At 75.1% G+C, this 19,069-nt stretch carries 18 protein-coding genes; 7 read left to right on the top strand and 11 right to left on the bottom strand.

Annotated features, from left to right (window positions below):
• Positions 1–4: 4 nt before the first annotated feature.
• The 3 genes from Sru01_RS18680 to Sru01_RS18670 form a co-directional block, all read right to left on the bottom strand.
• Positions 5–964, bottom strand: a complete 960-nt coding sequence (locus Sru01_RS18680) for a DUF2786 domain-containing protein (RefSeq protein ID WP_203987808.1) — start codon at positions 962–964, stop codon at positions 5–7.
• A gap of 94 nt (positions 965–1,058) precedes the next feature.
• Positions 1,059–1,262: an Arc family DNA-binding protein gene (locus Sru01_RS18675; RefSeq protein ID WP_203987806.1), complete on the bottom strand. Its 204-nt coding sequence runs from the start codon at positions 1,260–1,262 to the stop codon at positions 1,059–1,061.
• An 80-nt stretch (positions 1,263–1,342) separates the two neighbouring features.
• Positions 1,343–3,337: an AfsR/SARP family transcriptional regulator gene (locus tag Sru01_RS18670; protein ID WP_203987805.1), complete on the bottom strand. Its 1,995-nt coding sequence runs from the start codon at positions 3,335–3,337 to the stop codon at positions 1,343–1,345.
• Between the two features lie 100 nt (positions 3,338–3,437).
• On the opposite strand from Sru01_RS18670, the gene Sru01_RS18665 reads away from it, so the two are divergent.
• The 4 genes from Sru01_RS18665 to Sru01_RS18650 all read left to right on the top strand — a co-directional run bounded on the left by Sru01_RS18665 (position 3,438) and on the right by Sru01_RS18650 (position 7,589).
• Positions 3,438–4,316, top strand: coding sequence for an alpha/beta fold hydrolase (locus Sru01_RS18665; RefSeq protein ID WP_203987803.1), 879 nt, complete (start codon positions 3,438–3,440; stop codon positions 4,314–4,316).
• A gap of 144 nt (positions 4,317–4,460) precedes the next feature.
• Complete coding sequence (locus tag Sru01_RS18660; protein ID WP_203987801.1) at positions 4,461–4,616, top strand: hypothetical protein; 156 nt, start codon at positions 4,461–4,463, stop codon at positions 4,614–4,616.
• A 164-nt stretch (positions 4,617–4,780) separates the two neighbouring features.
• Complete coding sequence (locus Sru01_RS18655) at positions 4,781–5,938, top strand: CaiB/BaiF CoA transferase family protein (protein ID WP_203987799.1); 1,158 nt, start codon at positions 4,781–4,783, stop codon at positions 5,936–5,938.
• Positions 5,939–6,092: 154 nt separating this feature from the next.
• On the top strand, positions 6,093–7,589 hold the full coding sequence (locus Sru01_RS18650) for a carboxyl transferase domain-containing protein (protein WP_203987988.1): 1,497 nt from the start codon (positions 6,093–6,095) through the stop codon (positions 7,587–7,589).
• Between the two features lie 164 nt (positions 7,590–7,753).
• On the opposite strand, the gene Sru01_RS18645 is transcribed toward Sru01_RS18650, so the two are convergent.
• The 7 genes from Sru01_RS18645 to Sru01_RS18615 form a co-directional block, all read right to left on the bottom strand.
• Positions 7,754–8,890: a hypothetical protein gene (locus Sru01_RS18645; protein WP_203987797.1), complete on the bottom strand. Its 1,137-nt coding sequence runs from the start codon at positions 8,888–8,890 to the stop codon at positions 7,754–7,756.
• Positions 8,891–9,186: 296 nt separating this feature from the next.
• Positions 9,187–10,407: a hypothetical protein gene (locus tag Sru01_RS18640; RefSeq protein ID WP_203987794.1), complete on the bottom strand. Its 1,221-nt coding sequence runs from the start codon at positions 10,405–10,407 to the stop codon at positions 9,187–9,189.
• The gene (locus Sru01_RS18635) at positions 10,397–10,912 is read right to left on the bottom strand and encodes a SigE family RNA polymerase sigma factor (RefSeq protein ID WP_239137539.1); all 516 of its coding nucleotides are present in this window, start codon (positions 10,910–10,912) and stop codon (positions 10,397–10,399) included. Before Sru01_RS18635 ends, Sru01_RS18640 begins: the two co-directional genes overlap by 11 nt.
• Positions 10,909–11,337 carry a UCP033725 family protein gene (locus Sru01_RS18630; RefSeq protein WP_203987791.1) on the bottom strand — a complete coding sequence of 143 codons (429 nt, stop codon included), beginning with the start codon at positions 11,335–11,337 and terminating at the stop codon, positions 10,909–10,911. The genes Sru01_RS18635 and Sru01_RS18630 overlap by 4 nt, the downstream gene beginning before the upstream one ends.
• Positions 11,334–11,792, bottom strand: coding sequence for a hypothetical protein (locus tag Sru01_RS18625; RefSeq protein ID WP_239137538.1), 459 nt, complete (start codon positions 11,790–11,792; stop codon positions 11,334–11,336). The genes Sru01_RS18630 and Sru01_RS18625 overlap by 4 nt, the downstream gene beginning before the upstream one ends.
• Before the next feature lie 10 nt (positions 11,793–11,802).
• Positions 11,803–12,624, bottom strand: a complete 822-nt coding sequence (locus Sru01_RS18620) for a carbon-nitrogen hydrolase family protein (protein WP_203987788.1) — start codon at positions 12,622–12,624, stop codon at positions 11,803–11,805.
• Positions 12,621–13,595: a DUF418 domain-containing protein gene (locus Sru01_RS18615; RefSeq protein WP_239137537.1), complete on the bottom strand. Its 975-nt coding sequence runs from the start codon at positions 13,593–13,595 to the stop codon at positions 12,621–12,623. The genes Sru01_RS18620 and Sru01_RS18615 overlap by 4 nt, the downstream gene beginning before the upstream one ends.
• A gap of 104 nt (positions 13,596–13,699) precedes the next feature.
• Between Sru01_RS18615 and Sru01_RS18610 the strand changes: the two genes are divergently transcribed.
• The 3 genes from Sru01_RS18610 to Sru01_RS18600 all read left to right on the top strand — a co-directional run bounded on the left by Sru01_RS18610 (position 13,700) and on the right by Sru01_RS18600 (position 15,530).
• A complete protein-coding gene (locus Sru01_RS18610) occupies positions 13,700–14,878 on the top strand; it encodes a pyridoxal phosphate-dependent aminotransferase (RefSeq protein ID WP_203987784.1) in 1,179 nt (392 codons plus the stop codon).
• A 77-nt stretch (positions 14,879–14,955) separates the two neighbouring features.
• Positions 14,956–15,153 (top strand): CopG family transcriptional regulator, encoded by a 198-nt coding sequence (locus Sru01_RS18605; protein WP_203987780.1) that lies wholly within the window; start codon positions 14,956–14,958, stop codon positions 15,151–15,153.
• Complete coding sequence (locus Sru01_RS18600) at positions 15,150–15,530, top strand: Fic family protein (RefSeq protein ID WP_203987777.1); 381 nt, start codon at positions 15,150–15,152, stop codon at positions 15,528–15,530. The genes Sru01_RS18605 and Sru01_RS18600 overlap by 4 nt, the downstream gene beginning before the upstream one ends.
• A gap of 158 nt (positions 15,531–15,688) precedes the next feature.
• Here Sru01_RS18600 and Sru01_RS18595 read toward each other — a convergent pair whose 3' ends face one another.
• Entirely contained in the window at positions 15,689–18,889 is a 3,201-nt protein-coding gene (locus tag Sru01_RS18595; protein ID WP_203987762.1) for a S8 family serine peptidase, read from the bottom strand.
• Positions 18,890–19,069: the final 180 nt, after the last annotated feature.

Raw genomic sequence — 19,069 nt, 5'->3', positions numbered from 1 at the left:
GGGGTCAGCGGGGAGCGGGGCGGGGCGGCAGGGCGGCGGCGGGGGAGTGGAGGGTGCGGTCGCCGAGGTCGGCGCGGTGGCCGGCGGCGCGGCCGGTGTGGTAGCCGTCCGCGTCCAGGGGCGTGGTGCGGGCGTGGCGGAGGCCGGGGAAGCGGCGGTCGAACTCGGCGCGTACCAGCGCGGTGCGGTCCAGCAGCACCAGCTCGGCGCCGGTGCCGGCCAGTTCCTCGGTCATCTCGGCCATCCGCTCGCGCAGCCGGGCCGCCACCCCGGCGCCGAACCCGACGTAGAAGGCCCGCCGGAACCCGGCGGCCCCCCTGGCCCGCCGGCCGGCGTCCGCTCCGGCGCCCGGCGCGTCGCCATGGACGCTCTTCGTGCCGGCAAGCGGACGAGAGGCGGCCGGCCCGGTGTCAGGGCCGTTCCTCGCACCCGCTCGCGTACCGGGGACGACCGCCGGGCCGGGAGGGTGGCCGGCATCCGCTTCGGCGGTGGCGCGGCGCAGGGCCGGGGCGACCTGGTTCTCCATCTGCAGGGTGAGCGACGGCAGCAGGATGCGCAGGTCGTCCAGCACCGCCTCCGGGCCGACCACGGTGAGGGTGACCCGGCGGGCGCCGCGGATGCCGCGCCCCTTGACGCCGGTCCAGTGCTGGGCGCCCTTGCAGCCGAGGGCGTCGCAGACCAGGTGCAGCGCCCAGCAGCGTTCCCGGGCGTGGCCGCCCCGGTTGGAGACCTCCATCTCGATGCCGTCGATCGTCTCGGCGCGGCCGGTGCGGCGGCGCCGGACGGCGGCGGCGGTCAGGCCGTGCCGGAGCATCAGGGCCGCCGCGTGCGCCGAGGCGAGCGCGGCCTCCTCCTCGCCGGTGCGGGGATGCTCGGCCAGCTCCAGCAGCCGCCGGACCCGCTCCATGACCTTGTCGTTGGCCGCGTCCGTGGCGGCGGCCGCCGGATCGCTCGGATGGTGCACCAGCCGACCGTACCGCCTGGCGGCCGCACACCGGGGCACCCGGCCGGTCTCGCGGGCGTAAGGGTTCGCCGGGCGGGTCGGCTCGGACGGGCGGTCATCGGGCGAGCCGCTCCAGCAACTCCCGGTCTCGCTCGGCGATCCTCCGCCCCATCGCGCGGTAACGCTCCCGACTGCGGCGGGCGATGTACTCCTCGATCGCGAGCACCATCGCCGAGTTGACGCTCTGGGCGTCTCCGCTCGCGATCTGCTTGATCTGCTCGTACGTCTCATCCGGAAGCCGCAGTCGAGTCTCCGCCATACAGCCGATGGTGCCACTTTCCGGCACCGCCTCGCCGCGGGCATCGAACGCCGCCTGGGGGCCCGGTGCCGGGGTGGCCTTCAGGACGGCGGGGCGGTTCGCGTGGTGCGGCCTGGGGCCGGCGCGGACCGGATGCCCGGGGCCGCCGCGATCGCGGCGAGGACCTCGGAGACCGGGCCGAGGCTGAGCAGGCCGCTCGCGGCGCCCGCCAGTTCCCCCGCGGCCGGCAGCAGCGCGGCGTGCGCCCGCCGCAGCGGCGGGACGTCGCCCAGCTCCAGCGCGGCCCTGGCCAGGAGGGTCCACAGCGCTTCGGCGAGCAGGTCATGGGGCGGGTCGGGGGCGTCGCGCAGCGCCCGGGCGGCCTGGTCGCGCCGCCCGCCGGCCAGCAGGAGCACCGGCAACGCCCACGGGCGGTAGGGGCCGAAGTCGTCGGGATCGGCCGATTCGGGAGCGCGGCCGTGGCGCAGGCGCAGGGCGAGGCCGGCGAGGGCGGGCAGGCCCTCGCTCAGTCCCGGCATGCCGGCCGAATCCAGCAACTCGCAGGCGGCGCGCAGGGCCGACTCCTTGGCCTGGAAGGCGATCCCCGGCTCCTCGGCGCGGCGGAGTGCGCGGTACCAGGTGGTGAAGACGGTCACCAGCGGCCGGTCGTGGCGCTCGGCGAGGGCGTCCAGCAGGGCGGCATGGCGGTCAGCCCGGGTGAAGTCGGCGACCGCCGCGGCGGACTGCAGCTCGATCAGCCGGCCCAGCACCTCGTAGGTCGGCAGGCCGTGCCGGACCGACCGGGCGGTGATCTCCGCCCCGATGCGGCCCCGCTGTCCGGACATGCCGGTGGTCTGGAACGACTGCATGTACCGCGCGTTGAGGGCGAACGCCAACAGGGCCGGATCGTCCAGGCCGCGGGCGATGCGCTCGGCCTCCCGCGCCGCGGCGCCCGCGCGCGGGGAGCCGGTGCCGCGTGATTCCAGCGCGACCGTCGCCAGCAGGCGTGCCCGCAGGCCGGGGGCGGTGTCGGCGGGCAGGGCGGCGAGGGCGCGCTCGGCCGCGGCGACCACCCGGGCCGCCTCTGCGGAGTCGTCGGACCTGGGCCAGCTCGCCGGGACGTCGTAGGCGCCGATCACCCGGGCGGTCACCTCGGCGTCGCCGAGGTCCTCGGCCGCCTGGACGGCGGCGGCGCGGTGCTCGCGGGCGGCGAGCAGGCCGCCGGCTCCGGTGACGGCCAGGCCCCGCATGAGCCCGACCGTCGCCTCCAGGCGCAGGCCCGCTCCCGGAGCCGCCCGGTCGTGGGCGGCCGCCGCGTTCGCCCACACCTGGGACGCCGGGTCCGCGGGCGGGTCGAGCCGGTCGGCCTGGCGCAGGATGTCGGTCTCCAGCTCGCGCAGCCGCGGCCCGGGATCGAGGCCGAACTCCTCGGAGAGCGCGCGGCGCGCGCCGCGCAGGGCCGCGAGCGCGTCGGCCTGGCGTCCCGCCCGGTAGTACGCCAGCGCGAGCAGCCGCCAGCCCTCCTCCCGCCAGGGGTGCGCCCGGGTGTGCGCGTCGAGGCCGGGTACGGCCTGCGCGGCCCGGTCCAGCGCGAGGAGTGCCTCGGCACGCCGTTCGACCGCGCGTGACCGCAGTTCCGCCAGCCTGGCCCGCTCCGGCTCCGCCCAGGGCGCCGCGGCGAAGTCGGAGTAGGCGGGCCCGCGCCAGAGCGCCAGCGCCGCGTCCAGCCGGGTGAGCAGCGCGGACGGCTGCTCCCGGGCCTCCACCGCCTGCTCGAAGCGCCAGGCGTCGACGGCGTCCGGCGCGGCGCGCAGCGCGTAGCCGGTTCCGGCGGTCACGATCAGGCTCGGCGGTGTCCGGGGCGGGCGGCCGGGCTCCAAAGCCCGGCGCAGCGCTCCGACGAACGTGCGGATCGCGCCGATCGCGCCCGGCGGAGGGTCGTCCCAGAGATCGGCGGCCAGCAGGTCGACCGATACCACCCGCCCGCCGGCCGCGACGAGCCGGGCCAGGACCTCCCGGTGCCTGGGCCCCTTGAGCGGGACCGCCGCCCCCGCGGCGTCCCAGGCCGCGACCGGCCCGAGGACCCCGATGAACACCCGCCTCCCCCTCTCCCCGCTCTTTCACGTTAGCGCTGATCGGACGCTCATCGGGGGCGGGCAACCTGGGGGCGTCCGACCGACCGAGGAGAAAGATCTCATGACGAGCGGCATTCCGGGCTTCACCTACCACCGCGTCCCCGTCGGCGACGGCGTCGCGCTGAACACCGCCACCGGCGGGTCCGGGCCGGCGGTCGTGCTGCTGCACGGCTTCCCGCAGACCCACCTGATGTGGCGGCACGTCGCCGCCGAGCTGGCCGCCGACCACACCGTCATCTGTCCCGACCTGCGCGGCTACGGCGCGAGCGACAAGCCGGCCGAGACCGGCCCGGACACCTACGCCAAGCGCACGATGGCCGCCGACGTGGTCGCGCTCGCCCGCGCCCTCGGCCACGAGCGGTTCGCCCTGGCCGGGCACGACCGGGGTGCCCTGGTCGCCTTCCGGGCCGGCCTCGACCATCCCGCCGCCGTCACCCATCTGGCCTGCCTGGACGTGCTGCCCACCCTGGACATGTGGGACGTCATGCACGGCGTGTCGGCCGCCGTCGGATGGCACCTCTATCTCATGGCCCAGCCGCCCGGCCTGCCGGAGAAGATGATCGCCGCCGACCCCGACGCCTTCTTCGGCGCCTTCCTCGACCAGTGGGCCAAGGACCCCGAGGCGATTCCCGCCGAGGCCCGCGGCGCCTACCTCGCCGCCTGCCGCGACGCCATCCCGTCGATCGTCGCGGACTACCGTGCCTCGGCGGGCGTCGACGTCGCGCACGACGCCGCCGACCGTGCCCGCGGGACCCGCCTGCGCATGCCGGTGACCGTCGTCCAGCAGGACTGGGGCGCGGCCCTCGGCTACGACGCCGCCGCCGTCTGGGGTGCGTGGGCCGGCGACCTGCGGCACCACACCACGACCGCGGGCCACTTCATGGCCGAGGAGGCCCCGGCGGAGATCGTCGAGCGCCTCCGCGAGCTGCTCGCCCGCTGATCGTTGTTCCGCTGAATCCACCGCTGCCCGGAAGGGTATTTGTCGGGTTTTTCCGGGCGTTAAAGGCGTCGCGGGATTGGCGGTGGTCGCTGAGGGTAGCCGTTGAAGTGGAGAGGGCCGACGAGAAACGCGAGGTGGAACGATATGGCATCGGTGGTCGACCGCATCAAGGCCTACCTGAGCAGCCCCAAGGGGCACGCGCACGTGGAGCGGGCCAAGACGATGGCCAGGGACCCGCGGAACCGGCGCAAGGTGCAGGAGTTCGTCGACAGGTGGCGCGCCCGCCGCGGCCACCACTGATCCACCCGGCGGGTGGCCGCGAGCAGGGGTCACCCGCCGGCCATCACTCCGGCCCGGCCGGTGTCGAGGGGAATTGTGGGGGTGCCCGGGTGTCGGGAGGAGGGGTCTTTTGGCAGGCTTTCCGGTAAGCACCGGAGCGCCCTCGACCCTCGTGGAGGCTGACCTTGCAGGGACCTCTCAGCGACATCGTCGTCCTCGACCTGTCCCGCGCGCTCGCCGGGCCGCACGGCGCGCAGATGCTGGGCGACCTCGGCGCGACCGTCATCAAGGTGGAGCATCCCGACGGCGGTGACGAGTCGCGCGGGTGGGGCCCGCCGTTCGCCGGCCCGGACGGGGACGTCTCCACCTACTTCCTGGCCGCCAACCGCAACAAGCGCTCCATCACCCTTGACCTGAAGTCGCCGGAGGGCGCCGAGCTGCTCGCCCGGCTGGTCCGGCAGAGCGACGTGCTGGTGGAGAACTTCCGCACCGGCGTGCTGGACCGGCTCGGCTTCCCGGTGGACCGGCTGCACGAGCTCAACCCGCGCCTGGTGATCCTGTCGATCACCGGATTCGGCCACGACGGGCCGGAGGGCGGCCGCCCCGGGTACGACCAGATCGCCCAGGGCGAGGCCGGGCTGATGAGCCTCACCGGGCCGTCGCCGGACGAGCCGTACCGGGTGGGGGCGTCCATCGCCGACCTGCTGGCCGGCATCCACGGCGCCTACGGCGTGGTGGCCGCGCTGTACGAGCGGGAGCGCACCGGGCGCGGCCGGGTGGTGCGCACCTCGCTGCTGGCCTCGGTGGTCGGCGTGCACTCCTACCACGGCACCGCCTGGACGGTCGGCGGCAAGGTCCCGGCGGCGGCCGGCAACCACCACGCCTCGATCACCCCCTACGGCGCGTTCCGCTGCGCGGACGGCATGATCCAGATCGCGGTGGCCAACGACGCGCAGTGGCGGCGGCTGGCCCCGCTGCTGAACATCGACCCGGCCGCGCCCAAGTACGCGGCCAACCGCGACCGGGCCGCGCACCGCGACGAGCTGATCACCGACATGGAGAAGGCGCTGGCCGGGCACGACCGGGCGCACTGGCTGGCCGCGCTGGCCGAGCTCGGCATCCCGGCCGGCGCCATCCGGTCGATCGACGAGGTGTACGCCTGGGACCAGGTGCGCTCGCAGGACCTGCTGGTCACCGTGGACCATCCGGTGCTCGGCCCGATCGAGCTGCCCGGGTCACCGCTGCGCTTCGACGGCGCGCCACCGGCCGAGCATCTGGCCCCGCCGGCCCTCGGCCAGGACAACGACGCGGTGCTCGGCTGGCTGGCGAAGCGGGAGGCGTGAAGGTGCGCGGCGTCCGGCCGGCACGGGGCGCCGGTGCGCCGGCCACCCGGTGCGGCGACCACGCGGCACCGATCGGCCAGGGACGTGCCGGCGGCCCGCCGCCGGCCGGCGGGGACGGGCCGCGGTGAGCCCGGAGCGGCCGGACGCGCGGACGATGATCCGGATCGTGCTGGACCCGGGCTCGTGGCGGTCCTGGGACGAGCCGGCCGGCGACCGGGTGCCACCGGACTCGACCTACGCCGACGACCTGGCGGCGGCCCGGGCCAAGACCGGCTACGACGAGTCGGTGGTCACCGGCGAGGGCCTGCTGGCCGGCCGCCGGGTGGCCATCGTGGCCTGCGAGTTCTCCTTCTTGGCCGGGTCGATCGGGGTGGTGGCCGCCGGGCGGCTGGTCCGCGCGGTGGAGCGGGCGACCGCCGAAGGGCTGCCGCTGCTGGCCTCGCCCGCCTCCGGCGGCACCCGGATGCAGGAGGGCGCGCTCGCCTTCGTCCAGATGATCAAGATCAGCGCCGCGGTGTCCGCGCACCGGGCCGCCGGGCTGCCCTACATCGTCTACCTGCGCCACCCGACCACCGGCGGGGTGTTCGCCTCGTGGGGGTCGCTCGGGCACGTCACCGCGGCCGAGCCGGGCGCGCTGATCGGCTTCCTCGGGCCCCGGGTGTACGAGTCGCTGCACGGCTACCCGTTCCCCGAGGGGGTGCAGGTGGCGGAGAACCTGTTCCGGCACGGGCTGGTGGACGCGGTGGTGTCGGCCGAGCACGTCCGGGACACCGCGATCCGCGCCCTGTCGGTGATGTGCGCGCCCCGCGAGGCCCGCCGGGCCGCCACCGGTGACGCCGCCGGCCCGGCCACGCCCGCCGGCCATGACGCGGACCAGGCGCATTCAGAGGTGGGGGCGTGGGAGGCGGTCACCCGGTCCCGGCGCGACGACCGGCCGGGGGTGCGAGCGCTGCTCCGGCTGGCCGCCGCCGATGTCACCCCGCTGAACGGCACCGGCGTCGGCGAGAACGACCCCGGCCTGCTGCTCGCGCTGGCCCGGTTCGGCGGCGCCCCCGCGGTCGTCCTCGGTCAGGACCGGCGGCGGCTGCGCGAAGGCCCGCCGCTCGGCCCGGCCGGGCTGCGGGTGGCCCGGCGCGGCATGCACCTGGCGTCCGAGCTGGGCCTGCCGCTGGTCACGGTGATCGACACCGCCGGGGCGGCGCTGTCCAAGGCCGCCGAGGAGGGCGGGCTGGCCGGCGAGATCGCCCGCTCGCTCGCCGACCTGGTGATGCTGGACGCGCCGACGGTGTGCCTGCTGCTCGGTGAGGGCGCCGGCGGCGCGGCCCTCGCCCTGCTGCCCGCCGACCGGGTGCTGTGCGCGCAGCACGGCTGGCTGTCCCCGCTGCCGCCCGAGGGCGCCTCGGCGATCCTGTACCGGACCATCGACTTCGCCCCGGAGATCGCCAAGACGCAGGGCATCCGGGCGGCCGACCTGAAGCGGGACGGCATCGTCGACGAGATCATCCCCGAGTTCCCGGACGCCGCCTACGAGCCGCGCGCGTTCTGCGAGCGGGTGGCCCGGGCGCTGGACCGGGAGATCACCGGCCTGCTGGCCCGCCCCGCCGCCGACCGCCTGGCCACCCGCCTGGCCCGCTACCGCCACCTCGGCTGAACGACCGGCCCGGCGAGGCCGGCCGTCGCGACGCGGAGCCGTTCCCCGCCGGTGGGACGCCGGAGCGTCCCGGGCGTGCGGGGGGACGGCCGGCCACCAGGCCGGCTCGCCGGTCCCGGTCGGGGAGCCGGTCCGATCGGCGGGCCGGGGGAGTGTCGGGACGGTCAGCGGCGCGGGACGGGGGTGGCCAGGGGAACGTCGGGCCACATCGGCCGGTACGCCGGCCGGTCCTCCCGCCACAGTTCCTTACCGGCGTGGTCGTAACCGGTGACCCGATAACCCTGGCGGGCGATCGTGCTCGAACCGCGTACGGTCGCGCTGAACATGGCCAGACCACGGTGCCACGGATCGGCCGCCGTCGTGGCCCGGACGGTGTCGCCCTGCCCGCTGCTCAGTACCACCTCGGCGGTTCCGCGGCCGGCGTAGCCGAACAGCCGCCCCTCGCTCAGCAGCACGCTGCCCGGCTGCCGGCGGTCCACCTTGGCCCCCGCTTCGGGGACACCGAATTCGCCGATGGCCTCGCCGGCCCGGGTGCGCCAGATGATGTCGTCGCTGTTGGCGTAGAAGGTCGCCCGGAGTCCGCCACCCAGGTGCAGGACGGGGCTGAGCGGCCGCCTGCCGAGCGTCGCCGGATCGGGCTCGGCCCGCTCCCGGTGCAGGACCTTTCCGCCGGAACCGGTGAACTCGTAGGTCGCCGGTCGCGTGTTCGACGGGAACGTGGCGGTCCAGATCGCGGCCGGTGCCCCCGCCGGCCGGTACAGCAGGCCGCGGATCCGGGTACCGGCGGCGGTCACCAGCACGACCCCGGTCACCGGGGCGCGGGCGACGCCATAGGCCAGGACGGTCCTGCCTCGCGGCGGGTCGCCGGCGCCGGCGACGTACCAGGCGGGATCGCCGGTGTGCTCGGCACTGCGATCCGCCCGGCACCCCCCCGGCGCCCCGCCGAAAGTGACGTCCTCCCCTATCTGGCAGAGCGTGTCGTACACCGGGGCTCCCGGTGTCACCGGCACGTCCAGCCCGACCTGGTACGGACTCCGGGTGAACCACAGGCGCATCCGGCCGCCGTCGGCGGGGTGGCGGATCACGATGCTCTCGCCCAGCGCCGGATGCTCCGCCAGCAGGCTCTGGAACCCGTCCTCGTGCGCGACGGGGGAGGCGGCGGTCCTCGCGGCGGCCCGGCCGTCCGCCGCCCCGCCCCGCACGACGAGGACGGAGACCAGGGCGGCCGCTCCGGCCAGGGCGACGGCGAGGACGACGCTCCGGCGGCGGCGTGACCGGCGTAAGTCGGGCTGTGGTTGCACGCCGCGATCCTAGCGATGATCTACGACGGTTCATGGTGATAACGGAATCGACGGGCCCCGGCGGTCCGGGACCGCAGGCCACCTGGCCGCGCCTGGGCACGAAGATGGAACCGGTGGGCCCGGAGCCCGGTGCCGCCTGCCCGCCTGTTCTCGTGCCGGAGTACCGCGGCGGAATCCGCGGGACGATGACCTGCGGGCGCGGTGGTCGAGCACAAGGAAGGCATGGGCGTCCGGTCGGGGCCGGGTGCGGAGGGGCGGAGCCGGGCCGGGAGGTGAGGTGCCGGCCCGGCCGGGGGTCAGCCGCCTCCGGAGGAGGCCGCGGGCGAGGCGGTGGGCTTGCCGTCCCACAGCGGCTTCACCGGCGGGGTGTCCTGGCGCCACAGCTCGCGGCCGTCGGCCGCGTGGCCGGTGACCCGGAAGCCCGCCGCGTAGACGTCGCCGTCCGGATCGAACGGCGCCGAGAACAGCACGGCGCCCTGCTTCCACGGGTCGGCGGCGGTCTCCGCCGACACCGAGCGGCCGTCGGGCAGGGTGAGGGTGACCCGCGCGGTGCCGGCCCGGGCGAACCCGAACCAGTACCCCTCGGCGATCCGGTCCTGCACCGGCGTTCCGCTGCCGTCCAACGCCTCGGCCATGGTCTCACCGGCGTTCACGACCGGTGACGAGGAGATGACGTCCAACCCGATCAGCTTGCGACCGTTCCACCAGACCAGCGACTGATCCTGGTGCAGGCGGGCCGTCACCCCGCCGTCCAGCCGCGCCACCGGCCCGACCGGCGCCGCGTCCGTCGCTGTGAGCGGATCCGGCAGGTGGATGATCCGCTGCAGCCGCTTCCCGTTCCGGTCCGACAGTTCGATCGCGGTCACCCTGGCCGCGCCGGGATGGCGGACGCTCCATATCGCGCGCGGCGCACCGGGTGGCTGGTCGATCCGGCCGGGATAGCGTTTGCCGCCGTCGGTGATCGCCGCGACCTTGGCCGTCCCGTTCATGGCCGCGCCGTACATGACGACGATCGCGGGACGCGGGAGCATGGAGTCGGTGCCGCCGGCGTACCATCCCGCGCCGTCCGGGGGCGGCTGATCGGCACAGCCGGCGGTCGAGCCGCCGGATGGCAGCTGGGTGGCCGAGCACAGCTGCAACCGCGTGTCCCCGGCCTGGTCTTTCGTCCGGCTGAACCAGAGCATCGTGGTGCGGGCGGTGCCCTCCCCGGTGAGATGGAGGCTCTCGCCGATCGGCGGGTTCTGTGCCGTGCCGGCCTGGTAGGCGTCGTGGTAGGTGAACGTCGCGGCCGGGGTGGGCGGCGTGGCGGTGGCGGCGGTGTTCGCGCCGCCGGTGCCGAGCACCAGGGGCAGGCCGGCCAGCGCGGCCCCCGCCGCGAGCGGGACGGCGGCCAGGCCGGCCAGCCGGCGGCGGCGGGCGCCGCGGGTGCGCCGTTGCACCTCGGCCCAGGCGAGCGGGCTGGTGGTGTAGGTCGAGGCGCGCGCGTCCAGCGCCGCGCGCAGGTCGTCATCGATCATCGTCGGTCTCCTTGAGTGCGCGGCCGAGGGCGGTGACGGCCCGGCTGGCGTGGCTCTTCACCGCGCCGGGGGTGACGCCCATCGCGTCGGCGATCTCGCGTTCGGAAAGGTCCAGCCAGTAGCGCAGCACGACGGCCTCGCGCTGCCGGCGCGGCAGCCGGTCCACCGCGGCCAGCAGCGCGCGGTGGCGTTCGGCGACGAGGTACGCCTGCTCGCCGCTGCCGGCCGGTGGCGGCGGCTCGGGGCGGCGCAGCCGGGCCAGCCGCAGGTGGCGCAGCCGGTTACGGGTCAGGTTGCAGACGATCGACCGCAGGTAGGGCAGCGCGGCGTCGTCGTCGCGCAGCCGGTTCATCCGCGCGTGCAGGCGGGCGAACGCCTCCTGCGCGATGTCCTCGGGGTCGTCCGCGCCGAGCAGCCCGGCCAGCCGGACCATCGCCGGGTAGTGCGCGGCGAAGGTCTCGGCGAACGTCGGACGCCCGCGGGCACGAGAGGGTGCTTGGGTCACACCTGAGAGACACTCGGGTCCCGGGACGGTTGGCAGGGGATCGACACCCGTTCCACCCGGATGGAGTGCACCTCGTCGTGCGGGACGACGACCTCGTAGGCGCCGTGGTCGACCATCCAGTAGCCGAGGGCCTCGGCCTTCAGGCCGCTGTGCCCGGTGTAGGCGATGTGCAGGCCGTCGTCGTCCTCGTCCAGCACCACGCACGGCTCGCCGCCGAACGCGCCGACCGTGCGCAGCAGCACCAGCCAGTCCAGCTCCGCGCGGCGGACCCGGCGCCGCCAGTAGCCGCCGGTCTGCTCGAACCCCTCCCGGGGCTCCTCGCAGAACAGGGTGACCTCGTCGGCGCCGGGGCCGAGGGCGGCGGCGTAGGTCTGGCCGCCGGTGTGGGCGATGTGGCCCAGCCCGACGGGCTCGATGTCGTTCATGCGGCGGGCCGCCAGGTGAGCCCGTCGTACTCGGCGAACGCGCGGTCGCCGCCGGCGGTGAGGTGGTGGATCGCGGCGCCGGCCGGGATGGGCATCGGCGCGGTGTGGAACTGCGGCACCACGTGCCGGCGGGAGGTGGTGAAGCCGTTGCCCGCGAACGGCGGCGAATCGTTCCAATCTCCGCCCATGTGCGGGCCGTAGGGCACGACGTAGGTGTCGGTGTCGCGGCTGTGCCAGCGCATGACGTACAGCTCCGGGACGCCGGGGCCGAGCTCGGACCCCTCGAACACCAGGTCCAGCGCGGAGACGAGCTGCTCGGGGCTGGACAGCCGCGAGCAGTCCTGCACGCGGTAGACGTAGCCGGAGATGATGGTGCGCTGCCCGGCCAGGTAGGGCACCAGCAGCCGGGGCGGGATGACCTTCTGCATGGGCGTTCTCGGCGCCGGCTCGCTCACATCCCGCATCTTACGATCCGCCGGCCCCGGCGCCCGGCGCCGCGGGATAAATATCGGGCCGCCGGTGCGCCAGGCTGGGCACGGTGGCGCGCACCCGCGCGGTCTCCGCCGGGTCCACCTCGACGACCTGCACGGCGGGCACCGGGCCGAGGTCGGCGCGCACCACGCCCATCGGGTCGACCAGCATGCTGCGGCCCACCCCGAACCCGTCGCGCGCCCGCGGCTCCGGCGCCTGGCCGACGGCGACCGTCCAGGTGGTGTTCTCGATGGCGCGGGCGCGGACCAGGGTGGTCCAGTGCTCCTCCTTCATCGGGCCCGACCCCCAGGCGGCGATGACGGCGAACACCTCGGCGCCCTGGTCGACCAGGGCGCGGGCCAGCTCGGGGAAGCGGATGTCGTAGCAGGTGATGAGGCCGACCCGCAGCCCGGCGAGCTCGACCACCACCGGGGTGTCGCCCGGGGCGACCAGCTCCGACTCGCGGGCGCCGAAGGAGTCGAACAGGTGGATCTTCCGGTACGCGGCGACGGCGCGCCCGCTTCGGTCCAGCGCGACGGCGGTGTTGTGCACCCGGTCGCCGGCCGGTTCGAAGACGCCGATGACGACGGCGATCTCGTGCGCGCGGGCCGTCTCGGCGACCGCGGTGAGGAACGGGCCGTCCAGCGGCTCGGCGGCGGCGGTGATGCCCCGGCCGTACCGGGCCAGGGTCGCCTCGGGGAACACCGCGAGCTCGGCACCGCCCGCCGCGGCGCGGCCGAGCGCGTCACGGACCCGTTCGAGGTTGGTCTTGGGCTCCTCGGCCACCGGTATCTGGCACAGGGCGATACGCGTCACCGTTCAAGCGTACGGCCGGCGGGCGCGGGAGGGCGCCGCAGCGGCACCCGCTCGCCCCATGTCAGGCACCGCCACACCCACTCCACCGGCCCGTAGGTGAACCGGGCCAGCCATCGATCGGCGAACCAGGCCAGCGCGGCGGCGGTCAGCACCGCGAGCGCCAGCACCCCGGCCCGCCCGGTGTCGTAGGGCAGCAGCGGGCGGGTGGCCAGCGAGACCGCGGTGCCGGCCAGGTAGGCGGTCAGCGCGATCCGGCCGAGCGGCTCCAGGAACGCGAGGCGGCCCAACCACCGCCGGTGGGCGAGCAGCAGCCCGGTGCAGTACGCGGTGGCGGCGGCCAGCCCGGCCAGCGGGTACACCGCGATGGCGAACGGGATGCCGTAATAGACGTCCGGGTGCGCCCACAGGTAGAGCCAGCCGCCGGTCAGCAGCGCGCCGAGCGCGGCGCTCGCCGCGAACACCGGCCACCAGGCGGCCGGCCCGGGGGCGTAGCGGGCCGCGGCCATGCCGAGCAGCAGCAGCCCGGGGATGAGCCAGGAGCCGCCGCCGTGCAGCAGCGCGGCGGCGAGCGTCGCGGCGGCCCCGGCGGCGAGCACGGCGGCGCGCGGCAGGAAGGTGGCGGGCAGCAGCGCGGCGGCGCCCCACGCGGCGTACGGCAGCAGCACCTCGCCGGAGTTGACCAGGGTGTGCAGCGCGCCGAGGGCGGCCAGCACGGCCAGCCGGCGCAGCATGACGGCCCGCGGCCGGGCGGTGCGGTCGGCCGCCGATCGCAGGAACAGCACGAAGCCGATGCCGAACAGGAAGGAGAAGATGGGGAAGAAGCGGCTCTGCGCCAGGTTCTCCACCAGCCAGTCGGCCGTGCTCGGCGTCCGGTGGGGGAGTTCCTCCACCGCGTGCTGCCAGGCGTTGACCAGGGTGATGCCGCAGACGGCGAACCCGCGCAGCATGTCCAGCTCCCGGACCCGGTTCACCGCGCCCCGCCGGGGCGGACCCAGTCCACAAAAGCCGCAAGGCGCACAATCACCCGCAAAAGGCTAGCGCGCCGGCGCCGGGCGGGGTCGGTAGGCTGGCGGCCGTGGACGACGTACTGGTCGAGCGGATGCGCGGGTTCGGCACCACCGTGTTCGCGGAGATGACGGCGCTGGCGGTGCGCACCGGGTCGATCAACCTGGGGCAGGGCTTCCCGGACACCGACGGGCCACCGGCCATGCTGCGGCGGGCCGCCGACGCGATCGCCCACGGGCACAACCAGTACCCGCCCGGTCCCGGGCTGCCCGAGCTGCGCCAGGCCGTCGCCGCGCACCACCAGGACCACTACGGGCTGTCCTATGACCCCGGCGCGGAGGTCCTGGTCACCGTCGGCGCGACCGAGGCCATCGCCGCCACGGTGCTGGCGCTGTGCGAGCCGGGCGACGAGGTGATCGTCTTCGAGCCGTACTACGACTCCTACGCGGCGGCGATCACGCTGGCCGGCGCGGTCCGCCGGACGGTCACCCTGCGCCCGGACGGCGGCCGGTTCGCCTTCGACCCGACCGAGCTGCGGGCCGCGGTGACGCCGCGCACCCGGGCCGTCCTGGTCAACTCGCCGCACAACCCCACCGGCACCGTCTTCACCGGCGAGGAGCTTGCCGCCATCGCCGCGCTGTGCCAGGAGCGCGACCTGGTCGCCATCACCGACGAGGTGTACGAGCACCTCACCTTCGACGGCGTGCCGCACGTGCCGCTCGCCACCCTGCCGGGGATGCGCGAGCGCACCGTGATGATCTCCTCGGCGGGCAAGACCTTCTCGGTCACCGGCTGGAAGACCGGGTGGATCTGCGCGCCGGCCCGGTACGTGCGGGCCGTGCAGACGGTGAAGCAGTTCCTCACCTTCACCGCCGCCGCCCCCTGGCAGCTCGCCGTCGCCTACGCGCTGCGCGAGGAGCTCGGCTGGGTGGCCGGGCTGCGCGAGTCGCTGGCCGCCAAGCGCGACCGGCTGGCCGGCGGGCTGGCCGCCGCCGGGTTCGGCGTCTACCGCCCGGCGGGCACCTACTTCGTGCAGGCCGACATCCGGCCGCTCGGCTTCACCGACGGCGCCGAGCTGGCCCGGCGGCTACCGGAGCTGGCCGGGGTGGTCGCCGTCCCCACCCAGGTCTTCTACGACCACCCCGAGGCGGGCCGGTCGTTCGTGCGGTTCGCGTTCTGCAAGCGCGACGAGGTCATCGACGAGGCCGTCGGCCGGCTGGCCGGGCTGCGCGCCACCCCAACCGGCTGACAACGTTCGGTAAATGGTCATACACTCACCGTGTCGGAAATGATCCGGATACCGGTGGGGCCCGGGAGGTATGACCAATGACGCTGCGCCTCAGCGACGAGCACTTCGCCGCCCTGCGGCGCCGCGCCGAGAAGGAGGGGCGCAGCGTGCGGCAGGTGGCGCACGCCGCCGTGGAGGAGTACATCGCCCGCCGCGAGGCGGACGAGGAGGTGCACCGGCTCGGGGCCGCCGCGGCCCGCCGCTGGCGTTCGGTGCTGGACGATCTCGGCGAATGACCCGCTACCTGACCGGCGAGCAGGTCCTCGGCCTGGCCCGGCTGGCGCTCGCCGCGCCGCCGCGGCTGCGCGACCGGGGCCTGCTCGACGCCGCGGTGCGGCGCCCGGCGGCGTCCATGTTCGGGCACGAGGCCTATCCGCACGTCATGGTGAAGGCGGCCGCGCTGCTGCACTCGCTGGCGGCGCACAGCCCGTTCGCCCGGGGCGGCCGCCGGGTCGCCTGGATCAGCACGGTGGTCTTCCTGGAGTACAACGGGGTGGAGCTGGCCGCCGCCGACGCATCGGCCGGCGACCTGGTCCGCGCGGTGGCCGCCGGCCGGTACGCCTGCCTGGACGAGATCGCCTACGGCCTGCGCGGCCTGCTCGCCCGGGTCTGACCCGCGCGCCGGCGCCGCTCGCCCGGCGGCTTCCCATGCCGCCTGGGCGGGTCGTCGCGTCCGGTGCCTTCGGCGGATCGGCCGGGGCGGGTGGTCGTGCTCAGGCCCGCCCCGGCCGGGCCGGCGGGCGCCGGGGGTGCCGGCGCCCGCCGGGTGGGTCAACGCTGGACGGCGTAGGCGCGGGTGATGGTGTGCTTGACCGCGGTGCCGTCCGGACCGGTGGCGGTGGCGCGCAGCGACACGTACCCGGCGGTGCGCGGGTTGGTGATCACTGTGAGCCAGGCGCCGCCGGTGCGGACCACGGGCAGCGGACGCCAGGTGGTGCCGTCGTCGGTGGAGGCCTCCAGGCGCAGGCCGGTGAGCTTGCCGCCTTCGGCGCGGGCCTGCAGCGGGGTGACCGAGCCGGGGCGGGCCCGGTTCAGCTCGCTCAGGCCGTGCGGCGCGAGCTTGACCGACGGCACCTCCACCAGGGCGAACTCGGGTGCGGGCGCCGAGCGGAAGGTCCAGGAGGACTCCACTGCGGTGGCCAGGTTGGCGTAGGGCACGTTCCGGCGGGCCGAGACGGCGACGGTGTAGGTGCCGGTGCCCTCCGGCGTCTCCACCTCCAGGCCGCACTGGCCGCCGGCCTCGCAACCGGCCAGTTCCTGCGTGCCCAGTACCTTTCCGTCGCGGCTCACCGTGGCGGTGCCGGTGGCGTGGCCGTCCCAGCCCATCCGGCCGGCCCCGGCGTCGGTGAACAGCCCGTCCAGGACGTAGCCCAGGGCGTTGCCGTCCTGGTAGACGAACGGCGCGGACGGCCCGGTCGCCGCGGCGTTCCACACCTCGGTCGCCGGCGCGCTGCGCACCGGATAGGGGTTCAGGTCGGACTCGAAGTAGAAGCCCTCGTCATGGCCGAACGCCCCGCTCATGTTCAGGCCGCCGGCCGGGGTGACGTAGTTGGTGAGAATGCCGGGCGCCTGTACGGTCTCGGGCGAGCCGAAGAAGTTGACCTGCATGTCCGGCAGCGTCAGGCTCCGGTCGAACAGGCCGGGGGCGGCGACGTCCTGGCCGTGGAAGCGGACGGTGACCTTGCGCATGTCCGCGCGGCGGCCCTGGATGACCGGGTCGGCGGGCAGGCCGCCGGTGTAGTGGCCGGCCACGTCGTAACGGACCGGGCCACCCGCCTGAGCCGCCCGGTCCCACACCGACCTGGCCATGAACTGCAGGCCCGGCAGCCGGGACGGCAGCACGTACAACCCTTCGTTGGGGTTGCCGCTGGACCAGGTATAGAACCCGAAGAGCTGATCGCCGTCCTTGTGTAGCACGTTGAGCGACGCGAATTCCTGGGGCTTGGCGGCCGGGTCGTCCACCGAGAAGCGCACCTGCTTGGAGCGGCGGGCGTCCAGCACCACCTCGGTGTCCTTGGCGACGGTCAGCCGCTGGTAGCCGAGGGTGTAGCCGGCATCCTCGTACAGGTCGGCGGCCAGCGTCCACTCGCCCTTGCTCAGCCGGGCATGCCCGGTCCCGTCCTGCAGGAGGACGTCGCGGAACCGCTGCGCCTTCAGGTCGTAGATCGTGGCGAAGCCGAACGGGATCGGGGCGCCGTCGTGGCCGGTCGCCTTGATGGTCACGTCGTAGGACTCGGGTTCGACGTAGGCGCTCGCGAGGCTGCGGACGGTGGTGTCACCGGTGGTGGCGGTGACGGTGCCGGCGTGGTTGCCGGTGGGCAGGCCGGCCTTGAGGGTGAGGGTGACCGAGCCGGTGCCGCCGGCGGGCAGCCGCAGCCGGTCGGCCGACAGGGTGTAGGGGCCGTCGGTGGCCAGCGCCAGCTCCACCTCGGTGTCGCCGGTGTTGGTGTAGGTGAGTTCCCTGGTGACGGTCTGGCCGCCCGCTTGCGGCCATTTCAGGTAGGCGTTGATGTTCGGGGTTTCGGTGACGATCTGCTGGGCGATGGTGCGTGGTACGTCGACGCGGCCGGTGCCCTGTTCGGTGGGGGTGAGGCCGTCGGTGGGTTTGGCGGCGCCCATCAGGGCGGCCTTGAGCCGGGCGCCGGACCAGTCGGGGTGGCGCTGGGCGAGGATGGCGGCCGAGCCGGACACGTGCGGGGTGGCCATCGAGGTGCCGCTATAGGAGATGTAGGCGTTGTCCCCGCTGCCGCCGGCGTTGGCGGCGACGATGCCGACGCCCGGTGCGGTGATGTCGGGCTTGATCGCGCCGTCGCCGACCCGCGGGCCGCGGCTGGAGAAGCCGGCCAGCTTGTCATTATCGTCCACCGCGCCGACGGTCAGCGCGGCGTCCGCGCTGCCCGGGCTGCCCACCGACTCCGCAGTGCCGGCGTTGCCCGCGGCGATGACGAACAGGGTGCCGGTGCTTTCGCTGAGCTCGTTGACGGCCTGCTCGATCGGGTCGACGTCCTCGCTGTCGGGGCCGCCGATGCTGATGCTGACGACCTTGGCCTTGACCTGGGTGGCGGCCCATTCCATGCCGGCGATCAGCGCCGAGTCGGAGACGCCGTAGAGACCGCCGACCTTGCCGAAGGCGATCTTGGCGTCCGGGGCGACGCCGCGGTACTTGCCACCGGAGGCGGCGCCGGAGCCGGCGACGGTGGAGGCGACGTGCGTGCCGTGCCCGACCTCGTCTCCGGTGTCGGGCTCGTCGGAGAAGTTGGCCTCCTGGGTGACCACGCCCTTCAGGTCGGGGTGGGCGTGGTCGTAGCCGGAGTCCAGCACGGCCACGGTGACGCCCTTGCCGGTGAGGCCCTGCTTCCAGGCTTCGGGCGCGCCGATCTGCGGGACGCTCTTGTCCAGCGAGTAGGACAGCTTGCCGTCCAGCCACAGCTTGGACACCCCGGAGGCCAGGGTGCGCGCCCCGGTGCCGCGCCCGAGCTGCTGCCAGGCGGTGGCCGCCTGCGCCTTGGGGATCCGGGCGGCGGTCAGGCCCAGCCGGGGAACGGCGCGGCCGGTGATCGCGGCCTTGGGCGCCGGTCCGCCCTGGGTGATGACCGGGATGTCGGCGCGGTGCGCGTCGTCGTAGCGCCAGGCGGCCAGCTGGGTGACGTCGAACAGCCGCCGGTCCACCAGGCCCTGCCCGATCAGTGGCGCCGCGTCGGACGGGACCACGTAGGTGTGCCCGGCCATCGTGCGGATCGAGAAGGAGACCTTCCGCCCCGCGCCGCGCTCCACCCGGTACGCCGGCGGGCCTTCCCGGCCGGCGGTGACCGTCACCCGGTCCCCGGTGATCAGCGTGATCTGGGTGGACCCGCCGCCGGAACGGGGGGCGGGCTGCGGCGCGGGGGCCGCCGCGGCGGGCGCGGCGAGCGCCGCCGTACCGCCAAGGACGAGCACGGCCGCCACGGCCGCGGCTCTGACTTTCGGTGTCATCAGCATCCTTTGCTAGAGGACAACTACCGTCATCTGGTTATTAGTCACTTGAGGGGGGAAGTGGTTGGCGGCCGATCCCGTAGAAAGCCGTATGTCCGAAATAAAGTTTCTTCGGGCTCGAAAAAGCGGATTCTTAGCGCCAAAGGCGGCGATTATCGTCAGGTCGCTAACCCGATTTGC

Source organism: Sphaerisporangium rufum, from assembly GCF_016863395.1.
Classification (GTDB): Bacteria; Actinomycetota; Actinomycetes; order Streptosporangiales; family Streptosporangiaceae; genus Sphaerisporangium; species Sphaerisporangium rufum.
The sequence above is the reverse complement of the archived record's forward strand: the minus strand, read 5'-3'. Positions and strand labels throughout refer to the sequence as shown.

What these genes read in the sequence shown, in the direction of transcription:
- Sru01_RS18675 (WP_203987806.1), bottom strand. Translation starts at nt 1,262, where the DNA reads ATGGCGGAGACTCGACTGCGGCTTCCGGATGAGACGTACGAGCAGATC.
- Sru01_RS18665 (WP_203987803.1), top strand. Translation starts at nt 3,438, where the DNA reads ATGACGAGCGGCATTCCGGGCTTCACCTACCACCGCGTCCCCGTCGGC.
- Sru01_RS18660 (WP_203987801.1), top strand. Translation starts at nt 4,461, where the DNA reads ATGGCATCGGTGGTCGACCGCATCAAGGCCTACCTGAGCAGCCCCAAG.
- Sru01_RS18650 (WP_203987988.1), top strand. Translation starts at nt 6,093, where the DNA reads ATGATCCGGATCGTGCTGGACCCGGGCTCGTGGCGGTCCTGGGACGAG.
- Sru01_RS18640 (WP_203987794.1), bottom strand. Translation starts at nt 10,407, where the DNA reads ATGATCGATGACGACCTGCGCGCGGCGCTGGACGCGCGCGCCTCGACC.
- Sru01_RS18630 (WP_203987791.1), bottom strand. Translation starts at nt 11,337, where the DNA reads ATGAACGACATCGAGCCCGTCGGGCTGGGCCACATCGCCCACACCGGC.
- Sru01_RS18605 (WP_203987780.1), top strand. Translation starts at nt 14,956, where the DNA reads ATGACGCTGCGCCTCAGCGACGAGCACTTCGCCGCCCTGCGGCGCCGC.
- Sru01_RS18600 (WP_203987777.1), top strand. Translation starts at nt 15,150, where the DNA reads ATGACCCGCTACCTGACCGGCGAGCAGGTCCTCGGCCTGGCCCGGCTG.
- Sru01_RS18595 (WP_203987762.1), bottom strand. Translation starts at nt 18,889, where the DNA reads ATGACACCGAAAGTCAGAGCCGCGGCCGTGGCGGCCGTGCTCGTCCTT.